15 protein-coding genes are annotated in these 18,105 nt (G+C 49.1%); 11 read left to right on the forward strand and 4 right to left on the reverse strand.

The annotated features are described in order from the left end of the window. The first annotated feature begins 27 nt into the window (after positions 1-27). The 3 genes from ACXAFQ_RS07155 to ACXAFQ_RS07165 all read left to right on the forward strand — a co-directional run bounded on the left by ACXAFQ_RS07155 (position 28) and on the right by ACXAFQ_RS07165 (position 4,010). A complete protein-coding gene (locus tag ACXAFQ_RS07155) occupies positions 28-1,248 on the forward strand; it encodes a XylR family transcriptional regulator (protein WP_474819100.1) in 1,221 nt (406 codons plus the stop codon). A gap of 38 nt (positions 1,249-1,286) precedes the next feature. Next, positions 1,287-2,705 carry a sugar porter family MFS transporter gene (locus ACXAFQ_RS07160; RefSeq protein WP_474819104.1) on the forward strand — a complete coding sequence of 473 codons (1,419 nt, stop codon included), beginning with the start codon at positions 1,287-1,289 and terminating at the stop codon, positions 2,703-2,705. Positions 2,706-2,792: 87 nt separating this feature from the next. Then, a complete protein-coding gene (locus tag ACXAFQ_RS07165; protein ID WP_474819108.1) occupies positions 2,793-4,010 on the forward strand; it encodes an MFS transporter in 1,218 nt (405 codons plus the stop codon). 24 nt (positions 4,011-4,034) lie between these two features. On the opposite strand, the gene ACXAFQ_RS07170 is transcribed toward ACXAFQ_RS07165, so the two are convergent. Then, positions 4,035-4,520, reverse strand: a complete 486-nt coding sequence (locus ACXAFQ_RS07170; protein WP_474819111.1) for a cupin domain-containing protein — start codon at positions 4,518-4,520, stop codon at positions 4,035-4,037. A 222-nt stretch (positions 4,521-4,742) separates the two neighbouring features. Here ACXAFQ_RS07170 and acnA point away from each other — a divergent pair, with 222 nt between their 5' ends. Beyond that, positions 4,743-7,463 carry an aconitate hydratase AcnA gene (gene acnA, locus ACXAFQ_RS07175; protein WP_474819115.1) on the forward strand — a complete coding sequence of 907 codons (2,721 nt, stop codon included), beginning with the start codon at positions 4,743-4,745 and terminating at the stop codon, positions 7,461-7,463. Between the two features lie 85 nt (positions 7,464-7,548). Here acnA and ACXAFQ_RS07180 read toward each other — a convergent pair whose 3' ends face one another. The 3 genes from ACXAFQ_RS07180 to ACXAFQ_RS07190 all read right to left on the reverse strand — a co-directional run bounded on the left by ACXAFQ_RS07180 (position 7,549) and on the right by ACXAFQ_RS07190 (position 10,061). Further along, positions 7,549-7,908, reverse strand: a complete 360-nt coding sequence (locus ACXAFQ_RS07180; RefSeq protein ID WP_474819120.1) for a DUF3392 domain-containing protein — start codon at positions 7,906-7,908, stop codon at positions 7,549-7,551. A gap of 132 nt (positions 7,909-8,040) precedes the next feature. Next, on the reverse strand, positions 8,041-8,934 hold the full coding sequence (locus ACXAFQ_RS07185) for a sugar phosphate isomerase/epimerase family protein (RefSeq protein ID WP_070126443.1): 894 nt from the start codon (positions 8,932-8,934) through the stop codon (positions 8,041-8,043). 122 nt (positions 8,935-9,056) lie between these two features. Then, complete coding sequence (locus tag ACXAFQ_RS07190; RefSeq protein WP_474819125.1) at positions 9,057-10,061, reverse strand: LacI family DNA-binding transcriptional regulator; 1,005 nt, start codon at positions 10,059-10,061, stop codon at positions 9,057-9,059. Positions 10,062-10,358: 297 nt separating this feature from the next. On the opposite strand from ACXAFQ_RS07190, the gene ACXAFQ_RS07195 reads away from it, so the two are divergent. The 7 genes from ACXAFQ_RS07195 to ACXAFQ_RS07225 all read left to right on the forward strand — a co-directional run bounded on the left by ACXAFQ_RS07195 (position 10,359) and on the right by ACXAFQ_RS07225 (position 17,926). After that, positions 10,359-11,516 (forward strand): Gfo/Idh/MocA family protein, encoded by a 1,158-nt coding sequence (locus ACXAFQ_RS07195; protein WP_474819129.1) that lies wholly within the window; start codon positions 10,359-10,361, stop codon positions 11,514-11,516. Positions 11,517-11,546: 30 nt separating this feature from the next. Beyond that, the gene (locus ACXAFQ_RS07200; protein WP_474819133.1) at positions 11,547-12,602 is read left to right on the forward strand and encodes a sugar phosphate isomerase/epimerase family protein; all 1,056 of its coding nucleotides are present in this window, start codon (positions 11,547-11,549) and stop codon (positions 12,600-12,602) included. Positions 12,603-12,655: 53 nt separating this feature from the next. After that, positions 12,656-13,876: a nucleoside permease gene (locus ACXAFQ_RS07205; RefSeq protein ID WP_474819135.1), complete on the forward strand. Its 1,221-nt coding sequence runs from the start codon at positions 12,656-12,658 to the stop codon at positions 13,874-13,876. Next, entirely contained in the window at positions 13,869-14,759 is an 891-nt protein-coding gene (locus ACXAFQ_RS07210) for a hydroxypyruvate isomerase family protein (protein ID WP_070126448.1), read from the forward strand. The genes ACXAFQ_RS07205 and ACXAFQ_RS07210 overlap by 8 nt, the downstream gene beginning before the upstream one ends. A 41-nt stretch (positions 14,760-14,800) precedes the next feature. Beyond that, positions 14,801-16,483, forward strand: a complete 1,683-nt coding sequence (locus ACXAFQ_RS07215) for a GMC oxidoreductase (RefSeq protein ID WP_474819141.1) — start codon at positions 14,801-14,803, stop codon at positions 16,481-16,483. A gap of 2 nt (positions 16,484-16,485) precedes the next feature. After that, complete coding sequence (locus ACXAFQ_RS07220) at positions 16,486-17,103, forward strand: gluconate 2-dehydrogenase subunit 3 family protein (RefSeq protein ID WP_474819145.1); 618 nt, start codon at positions 16,486-16,488, stop codon at positions 17,101-17,103. A gap of 73 nt (positions 17,104-17,176) precedes the next feature. After that, positions 17,177-17,926, forward strand: coding sequence for a 3-keto-disaccharide hydrolase (locus ACXAFQ_RS07225; protein ID WP_474819285.1), 750 nt, complete (start codon positions 17,177-17,179; stop codon positions 17,924-17,926). Positions 17,927-18,105 lie beyond the last annotated feature (179 nt).

Consider the following 18,105-nt stretch of genomic DNA (forward strand, 5'->3'; position numbering starts at 1 on the left):
GGAATTTGCTTTTATCAGGACAGAATCATGTTTGAGAAGTCGCACAGTATTACGTTGCTGTTCAATGCCAGTAAGGTTTACGACCGCCAAATCATTGAAGGAATAGGGAAATATCTGCAGACCTCCAGAGCCGACTGGGATCTGTATCTCGAAGAAGACTTCATGACTCGCTTAGAGCACCTCGATGAGTGGAGCGGCGACGGGATTATTGCTGATTTTGATAACCCAGCGATTGAGCGTGCACTGACCAAAGCCAAAGTGCCAGTGGTGGCGGTGGGCGGATCGTACCAGAATAAATCTGACTATCCTGAAGTGCCTTACGTGGCCACCGATAACTACGCGTTGGTAGAGGCCGCGTTTGAACATCTTAAGCAAAAGGGGATTGAACGTTTCGCCTTTTACGGTGCACCCGTCAATCCGCAGCATCGCTGGGCGCAGGAACGTGAACGCGCCATGCTTGAGCTTACACGTAAGGAAGGTTACGAATGCTATCTCTATCGTGGTCATGCCGTTCGTCCTGAAACCTGGCAGTATTCACTTAAACGCCTTACCGATTGGTTACGAAGTTTGCCTGCGCCAACGGGCATCGTTGCAGTAACTGATGCACGCGCTCGTCATCTTCTGCAAGCCTGTGATCATCTGGGCTTACTTATTCCTGAACGCTTTTCCGTTATTGGCATCGATGACGACGAACTTGCCCGTTATCTTAGTCGGGTCAGTTTAACTTCCGTTAAGCAGGGGTGTTTCGACATGGGCTTTCAGGCTGCCAGAATGTTGCACCGCCAGTTGCAGGGCATGCCGGTGACAAAAGCGCCGGTGCTGGTGCCACCTGAACGAGTAGCAGAGCGGCAGTCAACGGATTACAAAGCCATTAAAGATCCGCTGGTAATGCAGGCGATGCATTTTATACAACATAATGCTTGTCGCGGGATTAAAGTGGATCAGGTGCTCGATCACGTTGGTATCTCCCGCTCTAATCTTGAAGGGCGCTTTCGTGATGAACGCGGGCACAGCATTCACACCGAAATTCATAACGAAAAACTCAACCGTGCCTGCAAAATGCTAAAAGAAACCGAAGAACCCGCTACCGAAATCGCGGAATTGTGCGGCTATCCTTCTATTCAATACATGTACGCTATTTTTCGAAAGCATTTTAATCAAACACCGGTGGAGTACCGACAGGCAAACCGGCCGCAAAGCCTGGAAGATGTGCCGGACAAAACACTGCCAAGATTCGCGGCACTCTGAACCTATTACAACCCTAACCCACGGAGAATAACAACAGCATGGATACAGTGATGACATCAAGTAGTAGCGAGCGAACAACCAATGGGGCGTTTATATTGTTTATCAGTATTGTTGCCACCATCGGCGGTTTCCTGTTTGGATTCGACAGTGGGGTGATCAATGGCACCGTCGACGGATTACAGGTTGCCTTCCAGTCTGAAAGTGTGGGTACCGGTTTTAACGTATCGAGCATGCTGCTGGGTTGCGCCGTGGGGGCTTTTTTTGCTGGGCGACTGGCAGACAAATTTGGCCGACGTAGTTTGCTACTGGTCGCAGCTGTACTGTTCATCATAAGTGCTTGGGGGTCTGGTATTTCTACTTCTGGCGGGGAATTCGTGGTGTACCGCATTCTCGGCGGTTTGGCGGTTGGTGCCGCATCGGTGATGGCGCCTGCTTACATCGCAGAAGTGTCTCCGGCTAAGTATCGTGGCATGCTCACTTCAATACAGCAAATAGCCATAATTAGCGGGTTATTTGCCGCGTTTCTTAGTAACTACATTCTTGCTGACGTTGCAGCCGGTTCAACCCAGCCGCTGTGGTTAGATTATGCCGCCTGGCGCTGGATGTTTTGGATGGAATTGTGCCCGGCGTTTTTGTTTCTGACAATGTTGCTTTTCATTCCTGAAAGTCCGCGATTCTTAGTGGTAAAAGGGCGAACAGAAAAAGCCAGAGAAGTGCTTACTCGACTTTATGGAGTCGAAGGGCAGCTAAAACTCAAAGAAATCCAGGATACGCTGGCCTCTGATCACCAACCAAAACTGAGTGACCTGAAGCAGCCCGACACCGGCAAGGTTCGACCCATTGTATGGATTGGGCTGGGGCTCGCCACGTTACAGCAATTGGTGGGTATTAATGTGGTGTTCTATTACGGCGCCGTGCTTTGGCAAGCGGTCGGTTTTTCTGAAAGCGATGCACTGTTGATTAACGTTATCAGTGGCGCTATTAGCATTGCAGCTTGTTTGGTAACCCTTGCGATTATCGACAAAGTTGGCCGCAAACCACTACTCATGTGGGGTTCTGTCGGCATGACTATTACCCTTGCCGCACTGGTTGTTGCCTTTGGCAATGCCGATCAGGGCGCTGATGGTCGCTTGATCATGGGCGACTGGGGGCCGGTGGCGCTGGTGGCAGCCAATCTCTATGTCTTCTGTTTTAACTTTTCCTGGGGCCCGGTGATGTGGGTGATGCTCGGCGAGATGTTCCCGAATCAAATCCGCGGCTCAGGGCTGGCAGTGAGCGGACTAATCCAGTGGCTGACAAACTTTGCTATCACCTGGACATTCCCAATGATGTTAGCTGGTGTGGGTCTCGCTGGTGCCTATGGTTTCTATGCCGTGTGTGCATTCGTTTCTGTGCTGTTTGTGGTGCGATACATTTATGAGACTCGCGGCCGGGAACTGGAGAGTATGCAGGGTTGAGCGAACACTTCTTCTCCAATAAAAAAGACGGTAGTATGGTGGAATCTTTCCCGCCAACTACCGTTTTTCTTTTTTAAGGCCCCCCTTATGTCACAGCCTGTTCGACTCTTAAGTTTTTCTATTGCGTTTGCTTGTGTGCTTTTAGCACTCAACTTTGGCCTGCGCTCTTCCATGGGCTTTTTTATGGAGCCGGTGTCTTCAGAATTTGGCTATGGCAGAGAAGTGTTCGCGTTTGCATTGGCTTTGCAGAACTTGTGTTGGGGGCTGTTTCAACCGCTGGCAGGGGCGATGGCAGATCGCTACGGTACGGTGCGTACTATTATCGTTGGCGCAATCTTCTACGCTGTAGGCCTGGCGGTTACTGCGTTAACTGACAATTCAGGTGGTCTTAATGTTGGTGCGGGCCTGCTTATGGGCATGGGCATCGCCGGTTCTGGCTTAGGCGTTGTGTTACCGGCGATGGCGCGCATGGTGTCTGCAGAAAAACGCTCATTCGCTTTAGGGCTGGGCAGTGCAGCGGGTTCAGCTGGCCAATTACTGGTGGTACCTGCCGCGCAGGCGTTCATTGCCAGTTTTGGCTGGAGCAATGCATTACTCCTGATGGCGGGATGTGCGTTATTGATGGCATTGATGTCCGGTTCATTAAAAGGCAGTAGCGGACAAAGTAGTGCTACCAACAGCGCTCAGCCAAAACAAACCGTCTCGGAAGCATTAAAAGAAGCCTGTAGCTATCCACATTACTGGCTGATTGTGGTGGGATTTTATGTTTGCGGTTTTCAGCTCGCCTTTATTACCGTTCATATGCCAGCATTCCTTTCAGACAGAGGGTTCGATGCAAACGTAGCGGTGGTGAGTTTAGCGCTGATAGGTCTATTCAATATTTTTGGCTGTTTGCTTTCCGGTTCCTGGGCGGGGAAATATTCAAAGAAAAACCTACTCACATTAATTTATGCCCTAAGAGCGGTGGCTATTGCTGCATTCATGTTTTTCCCGATGACGCCCACTTCCGTTTATGTTTTCTCCGTAGTCACGGGCTTGCTGTGGTTGGCAACGGTACCTCCCACTTCAGGGCTGGTGGCGCAATTGTTTGGCTTGCCGCACATGGGCTTGCTGTATGGCATTGTCTTTTTAAGCCATCAGTTGGGGTCGTTTAGCGGCGTGTGGCTTGGCGGCTATCTGTACGATCAAACGGGTTCTTACGACATGGTGTGGTGGAGTGCTTGTGTTATTGCTGCCGTCACGGCGGTTATTCATGTCTTTATCGACGAGCGCCCAGTAGCACGACTTCGTGCTGCAATAGCTTAAAAAATAATAGCTATTCCGACAGGCTCAGATGAATCTGGCCATGTCGGGATGGGCCACTTCAATCCATTGTTTCAGACAAGGCTCTTCAATAAAACTGAAATCGGCGAAATCGAATCCGGGGGCAACTGAACAACCTACCAGTGTGTACTCCCCCGTGGTTTCCGCAGCCTGAAAATTCCCCGCAGGAACAATCGCGGCGTAACCGTGGGCAGCATCACCTAAGCGCTGCTCTCTCAGTTGTTGCTGATGTATTTGATACAGTCGCAGTGGCGCACCTTCGTAGAAATTCCACACTTCATCATGCAGTACTCGGTGAAAACGACTGATCTGACCCGCCAATAACAGGAAGTAAATGTGTGTCATTGCTGGGCGAGCTTGCCCGTGAGAAGGCGAGTTGACTTGTTTGGAAGATTCAAAGATCTGGCGAAAATAGCCACCTTCTGGATGAGGTTCCATCTGCAACTGTTCAATGAGTGGATGTTGTCGCGATTTAGCCAGTGTCATAACCATTGATTTTTATATCCCTGGGTTAAGTGCCCTCTTCTTAATAGCTTACCGCGCTATTTAAACAAAATTATCATGATAGTTAACCAAATCGCAACAATTCACTTGTTAAGTCAGGTGAACTTTTTTTCGACGACAGTTCGTATGAATGGAAAATTATTCCAAGGGATTTCAGAGCGGCGTTGTATTTTGTTCTGGCCCATAAACTAATGTGCGATAGGTGAAAACGTGAAATATCAGAAGTTTACTACTGTTAACGTTGGTGAAAATGCATATAAGGCAATCAGCTTCGATTCCATTGGCAAGCAGTTTGACCTCGACCGTTTGCCATTTTGTATCAAGATCCTGCTAGAAAACTTAATCCGCCATGAAGATAAGGAATTTGTCAGCAGCGACGACATTGAAAAAGTGGCAAAGTGGGATACCAGCGACGATTCTCAACATGAAATTTCGTTTGTACCAGCCCGGGTTATCCTCCAGGACTTCACGGGTGTACCTGCTATTGTCGACCTTGCTGCCATGCGTGATGCGGTGAACGACCTTGGCGGCGATGCGCAGGCCATCAACCCGCTGAACCCGGTAGAGTTGGTCATCGATCACTCGGTTATGGTGGATTATTTTGCTGCAGACGATGCGTTTGAGAAAAACGTAGACGTAGAAGTGCAGCGAAATCGCGAGCGCTATCAGTTCTTGAAATGGGGACAATCATCGTTTGATAACTTTAAAGTGGTGCCGCCAGGCCGAGGCATTGTTCACCAAGTGAACCTTGAATACCTTGCCCGCTGTGCATTCACCAAGCAAGAGGGTGACGACACTTTGGTTTACCCTGACACGCTGGTGGGTACCGACTCTCACACCACAATGATTAATGGCCTTGGCGTACTAGGCTGGGGTGTGGGCGGTATTGAAGCCGAAGCCGCCATGCTTGGGCAGCCTGTCACCATGCTTCGCCCTGATGTGGTGGGCTTTCGTTTAACCGGCAAACTGAATCCAGGTGTTACCGCAACCGATATGGTACTTACCATCACGGAACAACTGCGTAACCACGGCGTAGTGGGTAAGTTTGTAGAATTTTATGGTCCGGGTATCAAATATCTAACCACCGCCGATCGCGCGACTATCGCCAACATGGCTCCCGAGTATGGTGCGACTTGCGGTATTTTCCCCATCGACCAGGTTGCTTTAGATTATCTTAAACTGACAGGCCGCCCTGACGCACAAATTGAGTTAGTGGAAAGCTATGCGAAGAGCGCAGGTATTTGGCACGATGACCACAGTAAAGATGCTATCTATCACGAAAATATGGAGATAGATCTGTCAGAAGTTGTACCGTCTATTGCAGGTCCTAAGCGTCCGCAAGACCGCATTCCGCTGGATAACGCCGCAGCTGCGTTCACCGATTGGTATAAGCAACAAATCGACGTGAAAGTGGTTGAAGAGGAAGCTAAGTTTGTCGCTGAAGGCGGCGATATGGCTGAAATCGATGAAGAGCAAGATTCGTTCGTAGAGTTCGACGGAGAGAAATTCAATCTGGAAAGCGGAGCGGTAGTGATTGCCGCTATTACAAGCTGTACGAACACGTCAAACCCGTCCGTTCTCATTGGGGCTGGTCTGGTGGCGCAAAAAGCCGTTGAATTAGGCCTAACTCGCAAGCCGTGGGTGAAAACATCCCTTGCGCCGGGTTCTCAAGTGGTAACGCAATACCTTGAGGATGCAGGTTTAATGGACCCGCTGGAAAAACTCGGCTTTAACCTGGTGGGCTATGGCTGTACAACCTGTATTGGTAACTCAGGCCCGCTACCGGAAGAGATTTCTCGTGGCATTAACGATGCGAAGCTCACAGTGACTTCAGTGTTATCGGGTAACCGTAACTTTGAAGGGCGTATACACCCCGACGTAGCCGCAAACTACCTGGCATCGCCACCACTCGTGGTCGCTTATGCGCTGGCGGGTAATATGCGTATTGATATTACCAAAGAGCCACTGGGCAAAAGCAAAGACGGTAAACCTGTTTATCTAAAAGATATCTGGCCCTCTGAGGAAGAGATCCAGTCGAAGATTAATGAGTATGTATCGGGTGACCTGTTTAAACAGAAATATGCTGATGTGTTTAAAGGGAATGAAATCTGGAACAAGCTCGATGTATCGTCGACTTCGGTTTACGACTGGCCGGATTCAAGCTACATCAAACATCCGCCTTTCTTTGCCGAAATGGGCGGTGAACCGGCGGCGTTAAGTGCTATTGAAAGTGCTCGGTGTCTGGTTAAAGTGGGCGACTCTATTACAACCGACCACATTTCACCGGCAGGTGCCATTGCACCAGACAGTCCCGCAGGCAAATATCTTCTGGAGCAGGGCGTCGAGCCAGAAGATTTTAACTCACTGGGTTCTCGTCGAGGTAATCACGAGGTCATGATGCGTGGTACTTTCGCCAACGTACGCTTGAAAAATCAATTAGCACCTGGGACTACCGGCAGTGCGACCACTCACTTCCCAAGTGGCGAGTCGATGTCTATTTTTGATGCCGCAATGCGTTATCAACAGGAAGGTGTTCCGGCGGTGGTCATTGGTGGTAAAGAATACGGTACCGGTTCAAGCCGCGACTGGGCTGCAAAGGGGCCGTCGTTGCTCGGCGTGAAAGCTGTAATGGTTGAGAGCTACGAGCGAATTCACCGTTCTAACCTGATTGGTATGGGTATTCTGCCGCTACAGTTTAAACCCGGCGACAGTGCAACCTCGCTAGCGTTACGCGGTGACGAAACGTATTCGATTGCAGCGGTAAGCCGCGATCAGAAAGAAGTGGAAGTTACGGTTACTGATGACTCGGGTGAAAGCCGTTCATTTATGATGGATATTCGCATCGATACCGCGAATGAATTCACCTACTTCGAGCATGGCGGTATTCTGCACTACGTCATCCGTGAATACCTGAAAAAAGGCGCTCAGTAAATTATTGCTTGAGTAGCAACAGAAAATCCCGCACTTCGATGCGGGATTTTTTTGCTCATTTCCACGAGGAATTCGTGTTCGTGGATCAGATGTAGCGACGACGCTCAGCTAAGATCCCAAGCACGATAAACGCAGAAACAAAACCAATACCCTGCAAATACCAGGGTAAGTACTTGACCAAATATAACAAGAACGGTGCCCCATGAATGGTAAGCAACCCGTACCCGAAGGCACAAAGCAGCACAAATAATGTGGTGCGAATAAGGAAATGATAGGGGGCCAGCATGCGTTTAATATGTTTGTTAATCACATCGCCATACACCACCAATATCGTGGCCATTAACATAATGCTAAGTTGCGTAAAGTAGGGCGAAAGCCACTGACTGAACTGACCCAAGGTTTGTGTCATACGTACTTCCTGATGCTCGTTTTTATTGATTTGCATGGGGCGCAGCGTCTTTGCACTGCCATTAGCGCACAAAAATGCCCGCTATTGCGGGCATTCAATATCAAGTAGTGTAGCACTGGCGAGCATTAGCCAGCGTATCTGATTTTCAACGTGGGTATTTGAAAGCTATCAGGCGCCAAGTAGCGCTGATACTGCTTTGTAACCTTGTTGAATGGTCTTCAGCTTGTCTTGCGTTTGGTCACGTTCAACAAAACGGTGCTCGACACCCGCCTGGGCTGATGCAGCAAAAATACGGGCAAAATCGATAGTGCCGGTACCAACATCGGCAAACTGACCTTCAGCATCTTTGTCTTTTACATGCCACAGTTTGAAACGACCTGGATATTTGGCGAAATAAGCCAGTGGATCTTTACCGGCTTTGCTCATCCAGAACAGATCCATTTCCATCGCCATTTTGTCGGCATCCACTTCGTTAAGCAGAACGTCGTAAGGTTCAACGCCGTCAGTCACATGGAATTCAAAATCATGGTTGTGATAAGCCAGTTTCAGACCGTGTTTATTACAGGCTTCGCCCCACACATTGCACTGTTCAGCAAGCTTCTTATAAACATCAATGGTGGTACCGCGTTGTTCTTCAGTCAGGTAAGGAATAACCACATATTTGTGACCGACTTCCATGGCGGTGTCGATAACTTTATTGATACCGTCGTTACGGAAGGTATCTAAAGGAATGTGCGCAGACGGTGCTGACAAGCCCTCACCATCAATGATTTTACGAATTTCTTTGGTGCTGTGATTAAAGTAACCGGCAAATTCCAATTCTTTATAGCCCACAGCTGAAACCAGTTTAAGAACGGCTGGAACACTCACTGCCATCATGTCGCGCAGTGTATAAAGCTGTAAGCCAACTCGGATTTCGGGTTTAGCCTGTGCAAATGCAAAACCTGGTGCCATGGCAAGGCCAAGACCCGCAGCTCCCAGTTTGACGAATTGGCGGCGATCCAGTTTTGAATGCGTAACCTGAGCGGCTAAACGGCTTACCGCTTTATTTGTGCCTGACATGTTTCTCTCCTTCGTCATAATGACGTTTATAATGAAAGCTGAAAATAGCTTTAGTGCAACTTTTTAGGTTTCCTGACCGTTGTAAACTTGCCCGAAATCTTCACCGCTAAACCCTTTTTGACTTACGCCGGTGCTTTCCCGGTACTGCCCCGCAAGATCAGCTCAAAGGGCATAATGACTTTGGGCGTGGTAGTTAGTTTGCCTTCTAAAAGGTCTACCAGCAAGTTCACCGCAGTGCGACCAAATGCTTCCGCCGGTTGAGCAATGGTTGTAAGCGGCGGATCGCAGTACGCTGCAAAATCGATGTTATCGAAACCTGCAACAGAAATGTCATCAGGAACTTTTAATCCTGCTTTTTTAAAACCCTGAACCGCACCCATGGCGGTTTCGTCGTTTTCACAAAACACGGCGGTGGGACGACTATCGAGCGCGAGCATTCTGCCCGCTGCTTCGAAACCTGCCTGCAGTGTGAAGTCTCCGGCAAATAACAGAGATTCATCATATTCGATGCCCGCTGCTTGCAGGGCATCTCGGTAACCCGTTAACCGATCTTGCGTCAGTGGACTCTGTGCTGGCCCTTTAAAAATAGCGATACGTTTATGACCTAACGACAATAGGTGTTCTGTCATGGCCTTTGCCGCTGCGCGGTTATCCAGTGTAACGGTGGGAAACTTAACAGTATTCATCACCTCACAGGCGTTAACCATCGGGAGCATTGCATTATTGCTGTTATTGTCTTCGGTAAAAGGATTGTGCGCTCGCAGCTGAATGAGTCCGTCGGCCTGAGAAGTCTGTACCAGTTTGGCATAGCTGGCTTCGATTTCAGGATTACCTAATGTGTTCCCTAACAAGAGCGAATAGCCAAGTTCCGCTGCCGCTTCCTGCATACCGCTTATAACCCGGGCAAAAAATACGGTCGCAACGGTAGGAACCAGTACTACCAAATTATGGGTTTTCCCGGAGCGGAATTTCACCGCCATTAAGTTAGGTTTATAGCCCACCTCACTCACAGCAGACATCACTTTAGCCCGCGTTTTCGGTGAAACACGTTCCGGTTGTTGCAGGGCGCGCGATACAGTCGCTACAGAAACCCCAGCTAAATCAGCGACATCACGAATGTTTGACATGTTTTACTTATTAACTCTCAACACAAACAGAGACTAGGCACTTGGCCATCACAAAAACTTAATAATATGTAACGGGTTACATTAAGACTGTGAAGAATTACTCAAATGTAACAAGAAATCCAGTGTAAAATCCAAAAATGAAACAAAAAAACAACAATTGTTCTGGTAAATCAGAATAATTGTCCGTAATGTCTACTACCTTAGACTAAAAGCCGTTGACAGCCTCTAATGTAATCCGTTACATTTTTACAGTAATTACAACTTTGTAACATTAGAACTGCAGATTTGGGAGAAACCATGGCGAAATTAGAACGTGTTCGCGCGGGAATGGTCGGTGGCGGCGAAGGCGCATTTATCGGGGCGGTTCACCGTCACGCAATGGGTCTGGACGGCCAATATGACCTGATTTGTGGCGCTTTTAGTCGCGACGAAGGTAACAATCAGCGCACCGGAGATAGTCTGGGGCTGGATTCAAATCGCGTTTATGCCTCCTGGCAGGAAATGCTCGATAAAGAAAATGCACTTCCTGCGGATGAGCGCATGGAAGTGGTTATCGTGGTGACGCCAAACCACCTTCACGTTCCGGTAACCATTGCTGCATTGAAAGCGGGCTATCACGTGTTCTGTGAAAAACCTGCTGGCCTGAATCTGGAAGAAACGAAAGAACTGGCAAAAGTCGTAAACGACTCTGACAAGCTTTACGGTCTTGCGCACACCTATCTTGGTTATCCTATGGTGTGGCAGGCAAAAGCCATGATTGAAGATGGCAAGCTAGGCAACATCCGCAAAATTCTGGTGGAATATCCGCAAGGCTGGTTGAGCGGCGAAGACGACCCATCAAACAAGCAGGCTTCCTGGCGTACCGACCCGGCGCTGTCTGGTGGTGCGGGTTGTATGGGTGACATTGGTACCCACGCTTTTGGTCTGGCTGAATTTATCAGTGGTCACACAGTAACGGAACTGTGTGCAGACATGAATATTATTGTACCGAATCGTCGTCTCGACGATGACGGTGCCGCGTTTTTCCGCACAGCTGAAGGTGCTAAAGGTGTGCTAATCGCAAGCCAAATCTGCGCTGGCGAAGAGAACGCACTGAAAATCAAAGTTTACGGTGACAAAGGTGGTCTGGAATGGCACCAAATGGAACCGAACTCAGTTATCTACCGTCCGCTGGGCGATGTGTACTCTGTGTATCGCGCAGGTTCCGGTCAGCCAGGCCTGTATCCTGAAGCGTCTGATCGCTGCCGCACACCATCTGGTCACCCTGAAGGTTATCTTGAAGCGTTTGCCAACCTGTATCGCTATTTCGCCATTGCATTGCGCGAAGGCAAAAGTGGTAAAGCCGATGGCGTACCAGGCCTGAAATCAGGTCTACGCGGTATGGCGTTCATCGAAGCCATGGTGGCATCTGGTGCTAGCGATGTGAAATGGCACGCTATCCCGGACACCGAGTAATCGAAACAGAAACGAATTTAGGAGACAACCATGGCAGCAATTAAAGGGCCTGCAATTTTTCTGGCACAGTTTGCCGGTGATGAAGCCCCATTCGATACACTGGAAGGCATGGCAAAGTGGGCCGCGTCTTTAGGCTATAAAGGGATTCAGGTTCCCACTGACCCAAAACTGTTTGATCTGGAAATCGCCGCAGAAAGTCAGGAATACTGCGACGACGTTAAAGCAAAATGTGCGGCAGCCGGAGTGGAAATTACCGAACTGTCTACTCACTTGCAGGGGCAGCTGGTTGCTGTTCACCCGGCGTATGACGAACTGTTCGACAACTTTGCGCCTGAGCACCTGCACGGTAAGCCAAAAGAGCGTACCGAATGGGCAATCAATCAACTGATGCTGGCGGCAAAAGCCAGTAAGCGTCTGGGCCTGACCGCACACGTTACCTTCTCTGGTGCGCTGATGTGGCACCTGGTTTATCCATGGCCACAGCGTCCGGCTGGCCTGGTAGATGAAGGCTTTAAAGAGCTGGCATCACGCTGGAAGCCGATTCTGGATGCCTTTGAGGAAGCCGGTGTTGACCTGTGCTACGAAATCCATCCGGGTGAAGACCTGCACGACGGCGCGACCTTCGAGCGTTTCCTTGAAGAAGTTGATAATCATCCTCGCGCCAACATCCTGTTCGATCCTAGCCACTTTGTGCTGCAACAACTGGATTACCTGGACTTTATCGATCGTTATCACGACCGTATCAAAATGTTCCATGTTAAAGATGCTGAGTTTAATCCAAATGGTCGCAGCGGTGTGTACGGCGGCTACCAAGGCTGGGTTGACCGTCCGGGACGTTTCCGTTCACTCGGCGATGGTCAGGTAGATTTTAAAGGAATCTTTACTAAGCTCACTCAATACGGCTTTGAAGGTTGGGCTGTACTGGAATGGGAATGCTGCCTGAAAGATTCTGCACAAGGTGCTGCTGAAGGCGCACCATTCATTGCATCACACATCATTGAGCCAACCAAAGTGGCATTTGATGACTTTGCTGGTGCTGGTAGCAGTACAGAAAGAAACCGCCGGATCCTGGGTCTGGATAAATAATAACAACAAGGCTGGGGCGGCAGCGCCCCGAAGAGTAGTAAGAGGATATAACAATGATAATGACCCGCCTGAGCATTATGATGTTTCTCCAGTTTTTTATCTGGGGTGGCTGGTTTGTAACCTTAGGTACTTTCATGGGGACGTCGCTAGGTGCCACCGGTAGTGAAATCGGTATGGCGTTTTCGACTCAGTCATGGGGCGCAATCATCGCACCATTTATTGTGGGTTTGATTGCCGACCGCTTTTTTAATGCAGAGCGTATTCTGGGCGTGCTTCACCTTATTGGTGCCGCACTGATGTACATGATGTACACCTCCACAGACTTTGCTTCATTCTATCCTTACGTACTAGGCTATATGATTGCCTACATGCCAACTCTGGCGCTGGTTAACTCTGTGTCGTTTGGCCAGATGACCGACCCGTCGAAAGAGTTTGGTAAAGTACGTGTTTGGGGCACCATTGGCTGGATCCTTGCTGGCCTGGTAATCAGTTATGTATTCTCCTGGGATTCACAATCAGCTATCTCAGAAGGCGCACTGCGGAACACCTTTGCACTTTCTGCCATTGGCTCATTAATTCTAGGTATTTTCAGTTTCACCTTACCTGCAACACCACCTAAAGCAAAAGGCGCGGCTTCAGCAAGCATTGGCGAGATGCTGGGTCTAGATGCCCTTACGCTACTGAAGAGTCGCAGTTTCCTGGTGTTCTTCCTGTCATCGGTACTGATTTGTATTCCACTGGCGTTTTACTACCAGAATGCGAACCCGTTCTTAGCTGGTATCGGCGTAGAAAACCCTACCGGTAAAATGGCCTTGGGTCAGGTGTCTGAAGCCTTATTTATTCTTGCGTTACCTGTATTCCTGAATCGCTTCGGCATCAAAGCCACGTTACTGCTAGGCATGCTGGCTTGGGTACTGCGCTACGTAATGTTCGCTTACGGCGATGCTGATGGCGGTATGTTCCTGCTGCTGATTGGTATTGCACTGCACGGTATCTGCTACGACTTCTTCTTTGTGTCTGGTCAGATTTACACCGACGCAAAAGCGGGTGAAAACATTAAGAGTGCGGCGCAGGGTCTAATCACGCTGGCTACCTATGGTGTCGGTATGCTGATTGGTTTCTGGGTTGCCGGCCAAATTACAGACGCGTACACCACCGAAGCGGGCGCGGATTGGGCAAATATCTGGCTATTCCCTGCAGGCTTTGCAGCGGTAGTGCTGATACTGTTCTTCATCCTCTTCAAAGAAGAGAAAAAGGTTACCACCGATGCGTAATGGGCGCAGATCGGTGCTTAAAGGGCTGGCGCTGTCGGGGGTTGGGCTGACAGCGGCCAGTGCTTTATCTATGCAGGCCCGTGCACACGGGAATGCTGAACATGGAACGTTGAAAGGGAATATCAAGCACGCCGTGGCGCGCTGGACTTTCCCGGACTTTTCTTTAGATGAGCTTTGTGTAGCGATTAAAGATATGGGATTTGCTGCCATCGATTTGGTTGGTCCAGACGAATGGCACATTCTTAAAAAGCATGGTGTTGATTGCTCCATGTGTAATGGCGCAGAGCTCAATCTTGAAGACGGTTGGTGTGACGATCGTTTTCATGAGGCACTTATCGAGCGGTATATTCCGCATATCGAAAAAGTCGCTAAAGCCGGTTATACCAACCTGATTTGTTTCAGTGGAAACAAACGGGGCATGGATAACGAAACCGGACTCAAAAATGCCGTAAAAGGTTTATCTCAAATTCTGCCTCATGCTGAGAAGCATGGGGTAGTTCTGCAAATGGAACTGTTCAACAGTAAAGTCAATCATCCTGATTACATGGCCGACAATTCAGCCTGGGGTATCGAGTTGTGCCGTCGCCTGGAATCGCCTAATTTCAAACTGCTTTACGACATTTACCATATGCAAATCAGCGAGGGTGACATCATTCGCACCATTCGTGACAACCATCAGTATTTCGGGCACTACCACACTGCTGGCGTGCCGGGGCGTCACGAGATTGATGACTCTCAGGAACTGTATTATCCGGCTATTGCAAAAGCGATCCGTGATTTACCGTTCGACGGGTATCTGGCCCAGGAATTTGTTCCAACTCCAGATAACAAGGCAGGCAAACTGAATTCGCTGAACCAGGCGATCCGTATTTGTGATGTCTGAACAATAAATGCTTTTGCCGGACGTGTTTAAGGGGACAATACATGGCAAGTAATACTTATGATGCGATCGTTGTCGGATCAGGGATCAGTGGCGGCTGGGCTGCCAAAGAACTGACCGAGAAAGGTCTGAAAGTTTTAATGCTTGAGCGTGGTCAAAATATCGAACATGTAAAAGACTACATCAACGCACACAAAGAAAGCTGGGATTATCCTCACCGTGGGCTGGCCACGCAGGACATGAAAGAAATCTATCCTGCACTTTCCCGCGATTATCCGCTGAACGAAATGACGCTCGGTATGTGGGCCAACGAGCAAGAATCGCCTTACATCGAGAAAGAGCGTTTTGACTGGTATCGCGCCTATCAAATGGGTGGACGTTCACTGTTATGGGGTCGTCAGAGCTATCGTCTGAACCCAGAAGATTTCATGGCTAACGGTAAGGAAGGTATTGCTGTTGACTGGCCCATTCGTTACGAAGACCTGTCGCCGTGGTATGACTATGTTGAAAAATATGCCGGTATCAGTGGTACTCGCGAAGGTTTGAGCGTGCTGCCTGACGGCCACTTCATGCCACCGATTCCGTTGAATGCGGTTGAAAAAGATGTTGCTGCCCGCGTGAAGAAAGCGTTTGGTGGCTCACGTCACTTCATTCACTCTCGTTCTGCCAACATTACCCAGGGTATCAACGATATCCGTGTGGGTTGTCAGTTCCGTAACAAGTGCTGGTTAGGCTGTCCATTTGGCGGCTATTTCTCTACTCAGTCTTCTACGCTGCCAGCAGCAATGGCAACCGGTAACCTGACTGTGCGTCCTTTCTCTATCGTAAAAGAAATCAAATACGATAAAGATAAGAAGCGCGCTACTGGTGTTGAAATCATTGATGCGGAAACTAACGAGACCTACGAGTTCAACAGTAAAATCGTATTCGTTAACGCTTCTGCCTTTAACTCTGCATGGCTGCTGATGAACTCAGCGACCGACGTATGGGAAGGCGGTCTGGGCAGCAGTTCGGGCGAGCTGGGTCACAACGTCATGGACCACCACTTCCGCGTAGGTGCAAGCGCCAGTGTTGAAGGGTATGAAGACAGCTATTACTTCGGCCGTCGTCCAGCGGGCTTCTATGTGCCGCGTTTCCGTAACTGGGATGGCGACAAGCGTGATTACGTGCGTGGTTTCGGTTATCAGGGTTCTGCGAGCCGTGCAGGCTGGCGTAAAGACATCGCTGAACTGGGTCTGGGTTCCAACCTGAAAGACGCGATTTCTGAGCCGGGTGACTGGACTATTGGTATGACAGCGTTCGGTGAAATGCTGCCGCATCACGACAACCGTATCTTCCTTGATAAGAACAAGAAAGATAAATGGGGTCTGCCGGTACTGACCATGGACGTTAAAATTCGTGAGAACGAATACAAAATGCGTAAAGACATGCAACAGGATGCGGTTGAGATGTTTGAAGCGGCGGGCCTTAAGAACGTTCAAGGCTACGACGTGGACTACGCACCAGGTATGGGTATTCACGAAATGGGTACTGCACGTATGGGTCGCGATCCGAAGAGTTCAGTACTTAACAAGCACAACCAGGTTTGGGATGCACCAAACGTATTTGTGACCGATGGTGCAGCAATGACTTCAGCATCGTGTGTTAACCCGTCTCTGACCTACATGGCAATGACTGCCCGTGCAGCAGACTTTGCAGTAGACGAACTGAAAAAAGGAAACCTGTAGCCATGAACCGTCGTGATTTATTAAAATTCATCACTGCTGCCACAGGTGTTGCATTTGTCGGTGGCAAAGCGCTGGCTTACGAAAATCTGCCAGTGGTGCCGCTGTCTGACACCGGTTTCAGCAAAGAAGACGTTGCCTTCTTCAACGAATTAGGCGAAGTCATCATTCCCCGTACCGACACGCCGGGAGCTAAAGACGCCGACGTAGGTAGCTGTATGGCGGTACTGGTAGCAGACTGCTATCACCCCACCATGCAAAAAACCTTTAAAGACGGTCTGGTAACGCTGAAGAAACGCGCTGAAAAAGAGTACGGCAAAGATTTCCTGCTGCTGTCTGCCGAGCAGAAAATGGAATTGTTGTCTGCCCTCGATGAAGAAGCCAAAGCTTACAATGCTAAGAAAGGCATTTATAGTGATGTGGCCATGAGCAATCCGAATGCCGGTGCGCCATGGGATGAAGAGCTGGTTGCTCCTCACTACTTCTCGCTGATCAAGCAATTGGTATTGTTCTCATTCTTCACGTCTCAGGTTGGCGCAACCAAAGTGCTACGTTACGTTGCTATTCCAACCAAATACGAAGATATCCCTTATAAGAAAGGTGACAGAGCCTGGGCTACCTAAGGTAGTCCGCGTTTCTTCTCTTTTAAAAATAATAAGGACACAAAAAATGACGAACAGAAAAAATGCCATCGTAATGGGGCTGGCTGCATCCTTCGCGGCTTTCGGTGTGTCAGCGAAAGAGCTGACTCCTGAGCAACAGGCGGCAAAGTCTGAAGTGTGGGAGCCGGTTCCGGCTATGGTTGAAAGCGCGCCAGGTAAAGCGCCTTCAGATGCAGTGGTACTGTTTGATGGTACTGACTTGTCTGCTTTTGAATCGCTAAAAGGCGGTGCAGCGAAGTGGACGGTAGAAGACGGCACGTTAACCGTAAAACCCGGTGCGGGTGATATTGTTTCTAAGCAGTCTTTCTGTAGCGTGCAACTGCATGCCGAATGGAAAACACCGACTGACGTTGAAGGGCTGGAAAGTCAGCAGCGTAACAACTCAGGTATTTTCCTGCAGCAGCGTTACGAAGTGCAGGTATTAGACTCTTACAACAATAAAACCTACCCCAATGGACAGGCTGGCAGTATTTACAAGCAATCTATTCCGTTGGTTAACCCGGTAAATCCGCCGGGTGAGTGGCAGACTTACGACATTATCTTTAATGCACCGGAGTTTGATGGCGACAAGTTGGTAGAACCGGGTTATCTCACTGTGCTGATTAACGGCGTACTGGTTCAGAACCACACCGAAATTCTGGGTAAAACCGAATGGATTGGTGGGCCTTCTTATGAAGCTCACGGTTGTGCGCCTATTCAACTGCAAGATCACAGTAACCCTGTTAGCTTCCGCAATATCTGGGTACGTGAAATCGGCGATAACACGCTAACCGATTTCCGCTAAGTCCAGCGCTTTCAAGCATTCACTAAGCCGCGAATTATTCTCGCGGCTTTTTTGTATGCGTCGCTGCCTGCACCTGTCAAAGCGTTTAAAACCAACCCTGATCGAAAAAGTGAATAAAGTGATGGGCAGATAAATGGCTTGTTAATAAAAGGAAAGTGAGTTTTTTCGGCCCGTATATT

Source organism: Alteromonas sp. ABH2_165 (assembly GCF_056159945.1).

Coding starts and splice junctions, on each gene's coding strand:
- ACXAFQ_RS07210 (WP_070126448.1), top strand. CDS start 13,869: ATGCGTAATGGGCGCAGATCGGTGCTTAAAGGGCTGGCGCTGTCGGGG.
- ACXAFQ_RS07160 (WP_474819104.1), top strand. CDS start 1,287: ATGGATACAGTGATGACATCAAGTAGTAGCGAGCGAACAACCAATGGG.
- ACXAFQ_RS07200 (WP_474819133.1), top strand. CDS start 11,547: ATGGCAGCAATTAAAGGGCCTGCAATTTTTCTGGCACAGTTTGCCGGT.
- ACXAFQ_RS07155 (WP_474819100.1), top strand. CDS start 28: ATGTTTGAGAAGTCGCACAGTATTACGTTGCTGTTCAATGCCAGTAAG.
- ACXAFQ_RS07190 (WP_474819125.1), bottom strand. CDS start 10,061: ATGTCAAACATTCGTGATGTCGCTGATTTAGCTGGGGTTTCTGTAGCG.
- ACXAFQ_RS07205 (WP_474819135.1), top strand. CDS start 12,656: ATGATAATGACCCGCCTGAGCATTATGATGTTTCTCCAGTTTTTTATC.
- ACXAFQ_RS07170 (WP_474819111.1), bottom strand. CDS start 4,520: ATGGTTATGACACTGGCTAAATCGCGACAACATCCACTCATTGAACAG.
- ACXAFQ_RS07220 (WP_474819145.1), top strand. CDS start 16,486: ATGAACCGTCGTGATTTATTAAAATTCATCACTGCTGCCACAGGTGTT.
- ACXAFQ_RS07165 (WP_474819108.1), top strand. CDS start 2,793: ATGTCACAGCCTGTTCGACTCTTAAGTTTTTCTATTGCGTTTGCTTGT.
- ACXAFQ_RS07195 (WP_474819129.1), top strand. CDS start 10,359: ATGGCGAAATTAGAACGTGTTCGCGCGGGAATGGTCGGTGGCGGCGAA.
- ACXAFQ_RS07215 (WP_474819141.1), top strand. CDS start 14,801: ATGGCAAGTAATACTTATGATGCGATCGTTGTCGGATCAGGGATCAGT.
- ACXAFQ_RS07185 (WP_070126443.1), bottom strand. CDS start 8,934: ATGTCAGGCACAAATAAAGCGGTAAGCCGTTTAGCCGCTCAGGTTACG.
- ACXAFQ_RS07180 (WP_474819120.1), bottom strand. CDS start 7,908: ATGCAAATCAATAAAAACGAGCATCAGGAAGTACGTATGACACAAACC.
- ACXAFQ_RS07225 (WP_474819285.1), top strand. CDS start 17,177: ATGGGGCTGGCTGCATCCTTCGCGGCTTTCGGTGTGTCAGCGAAAGAG.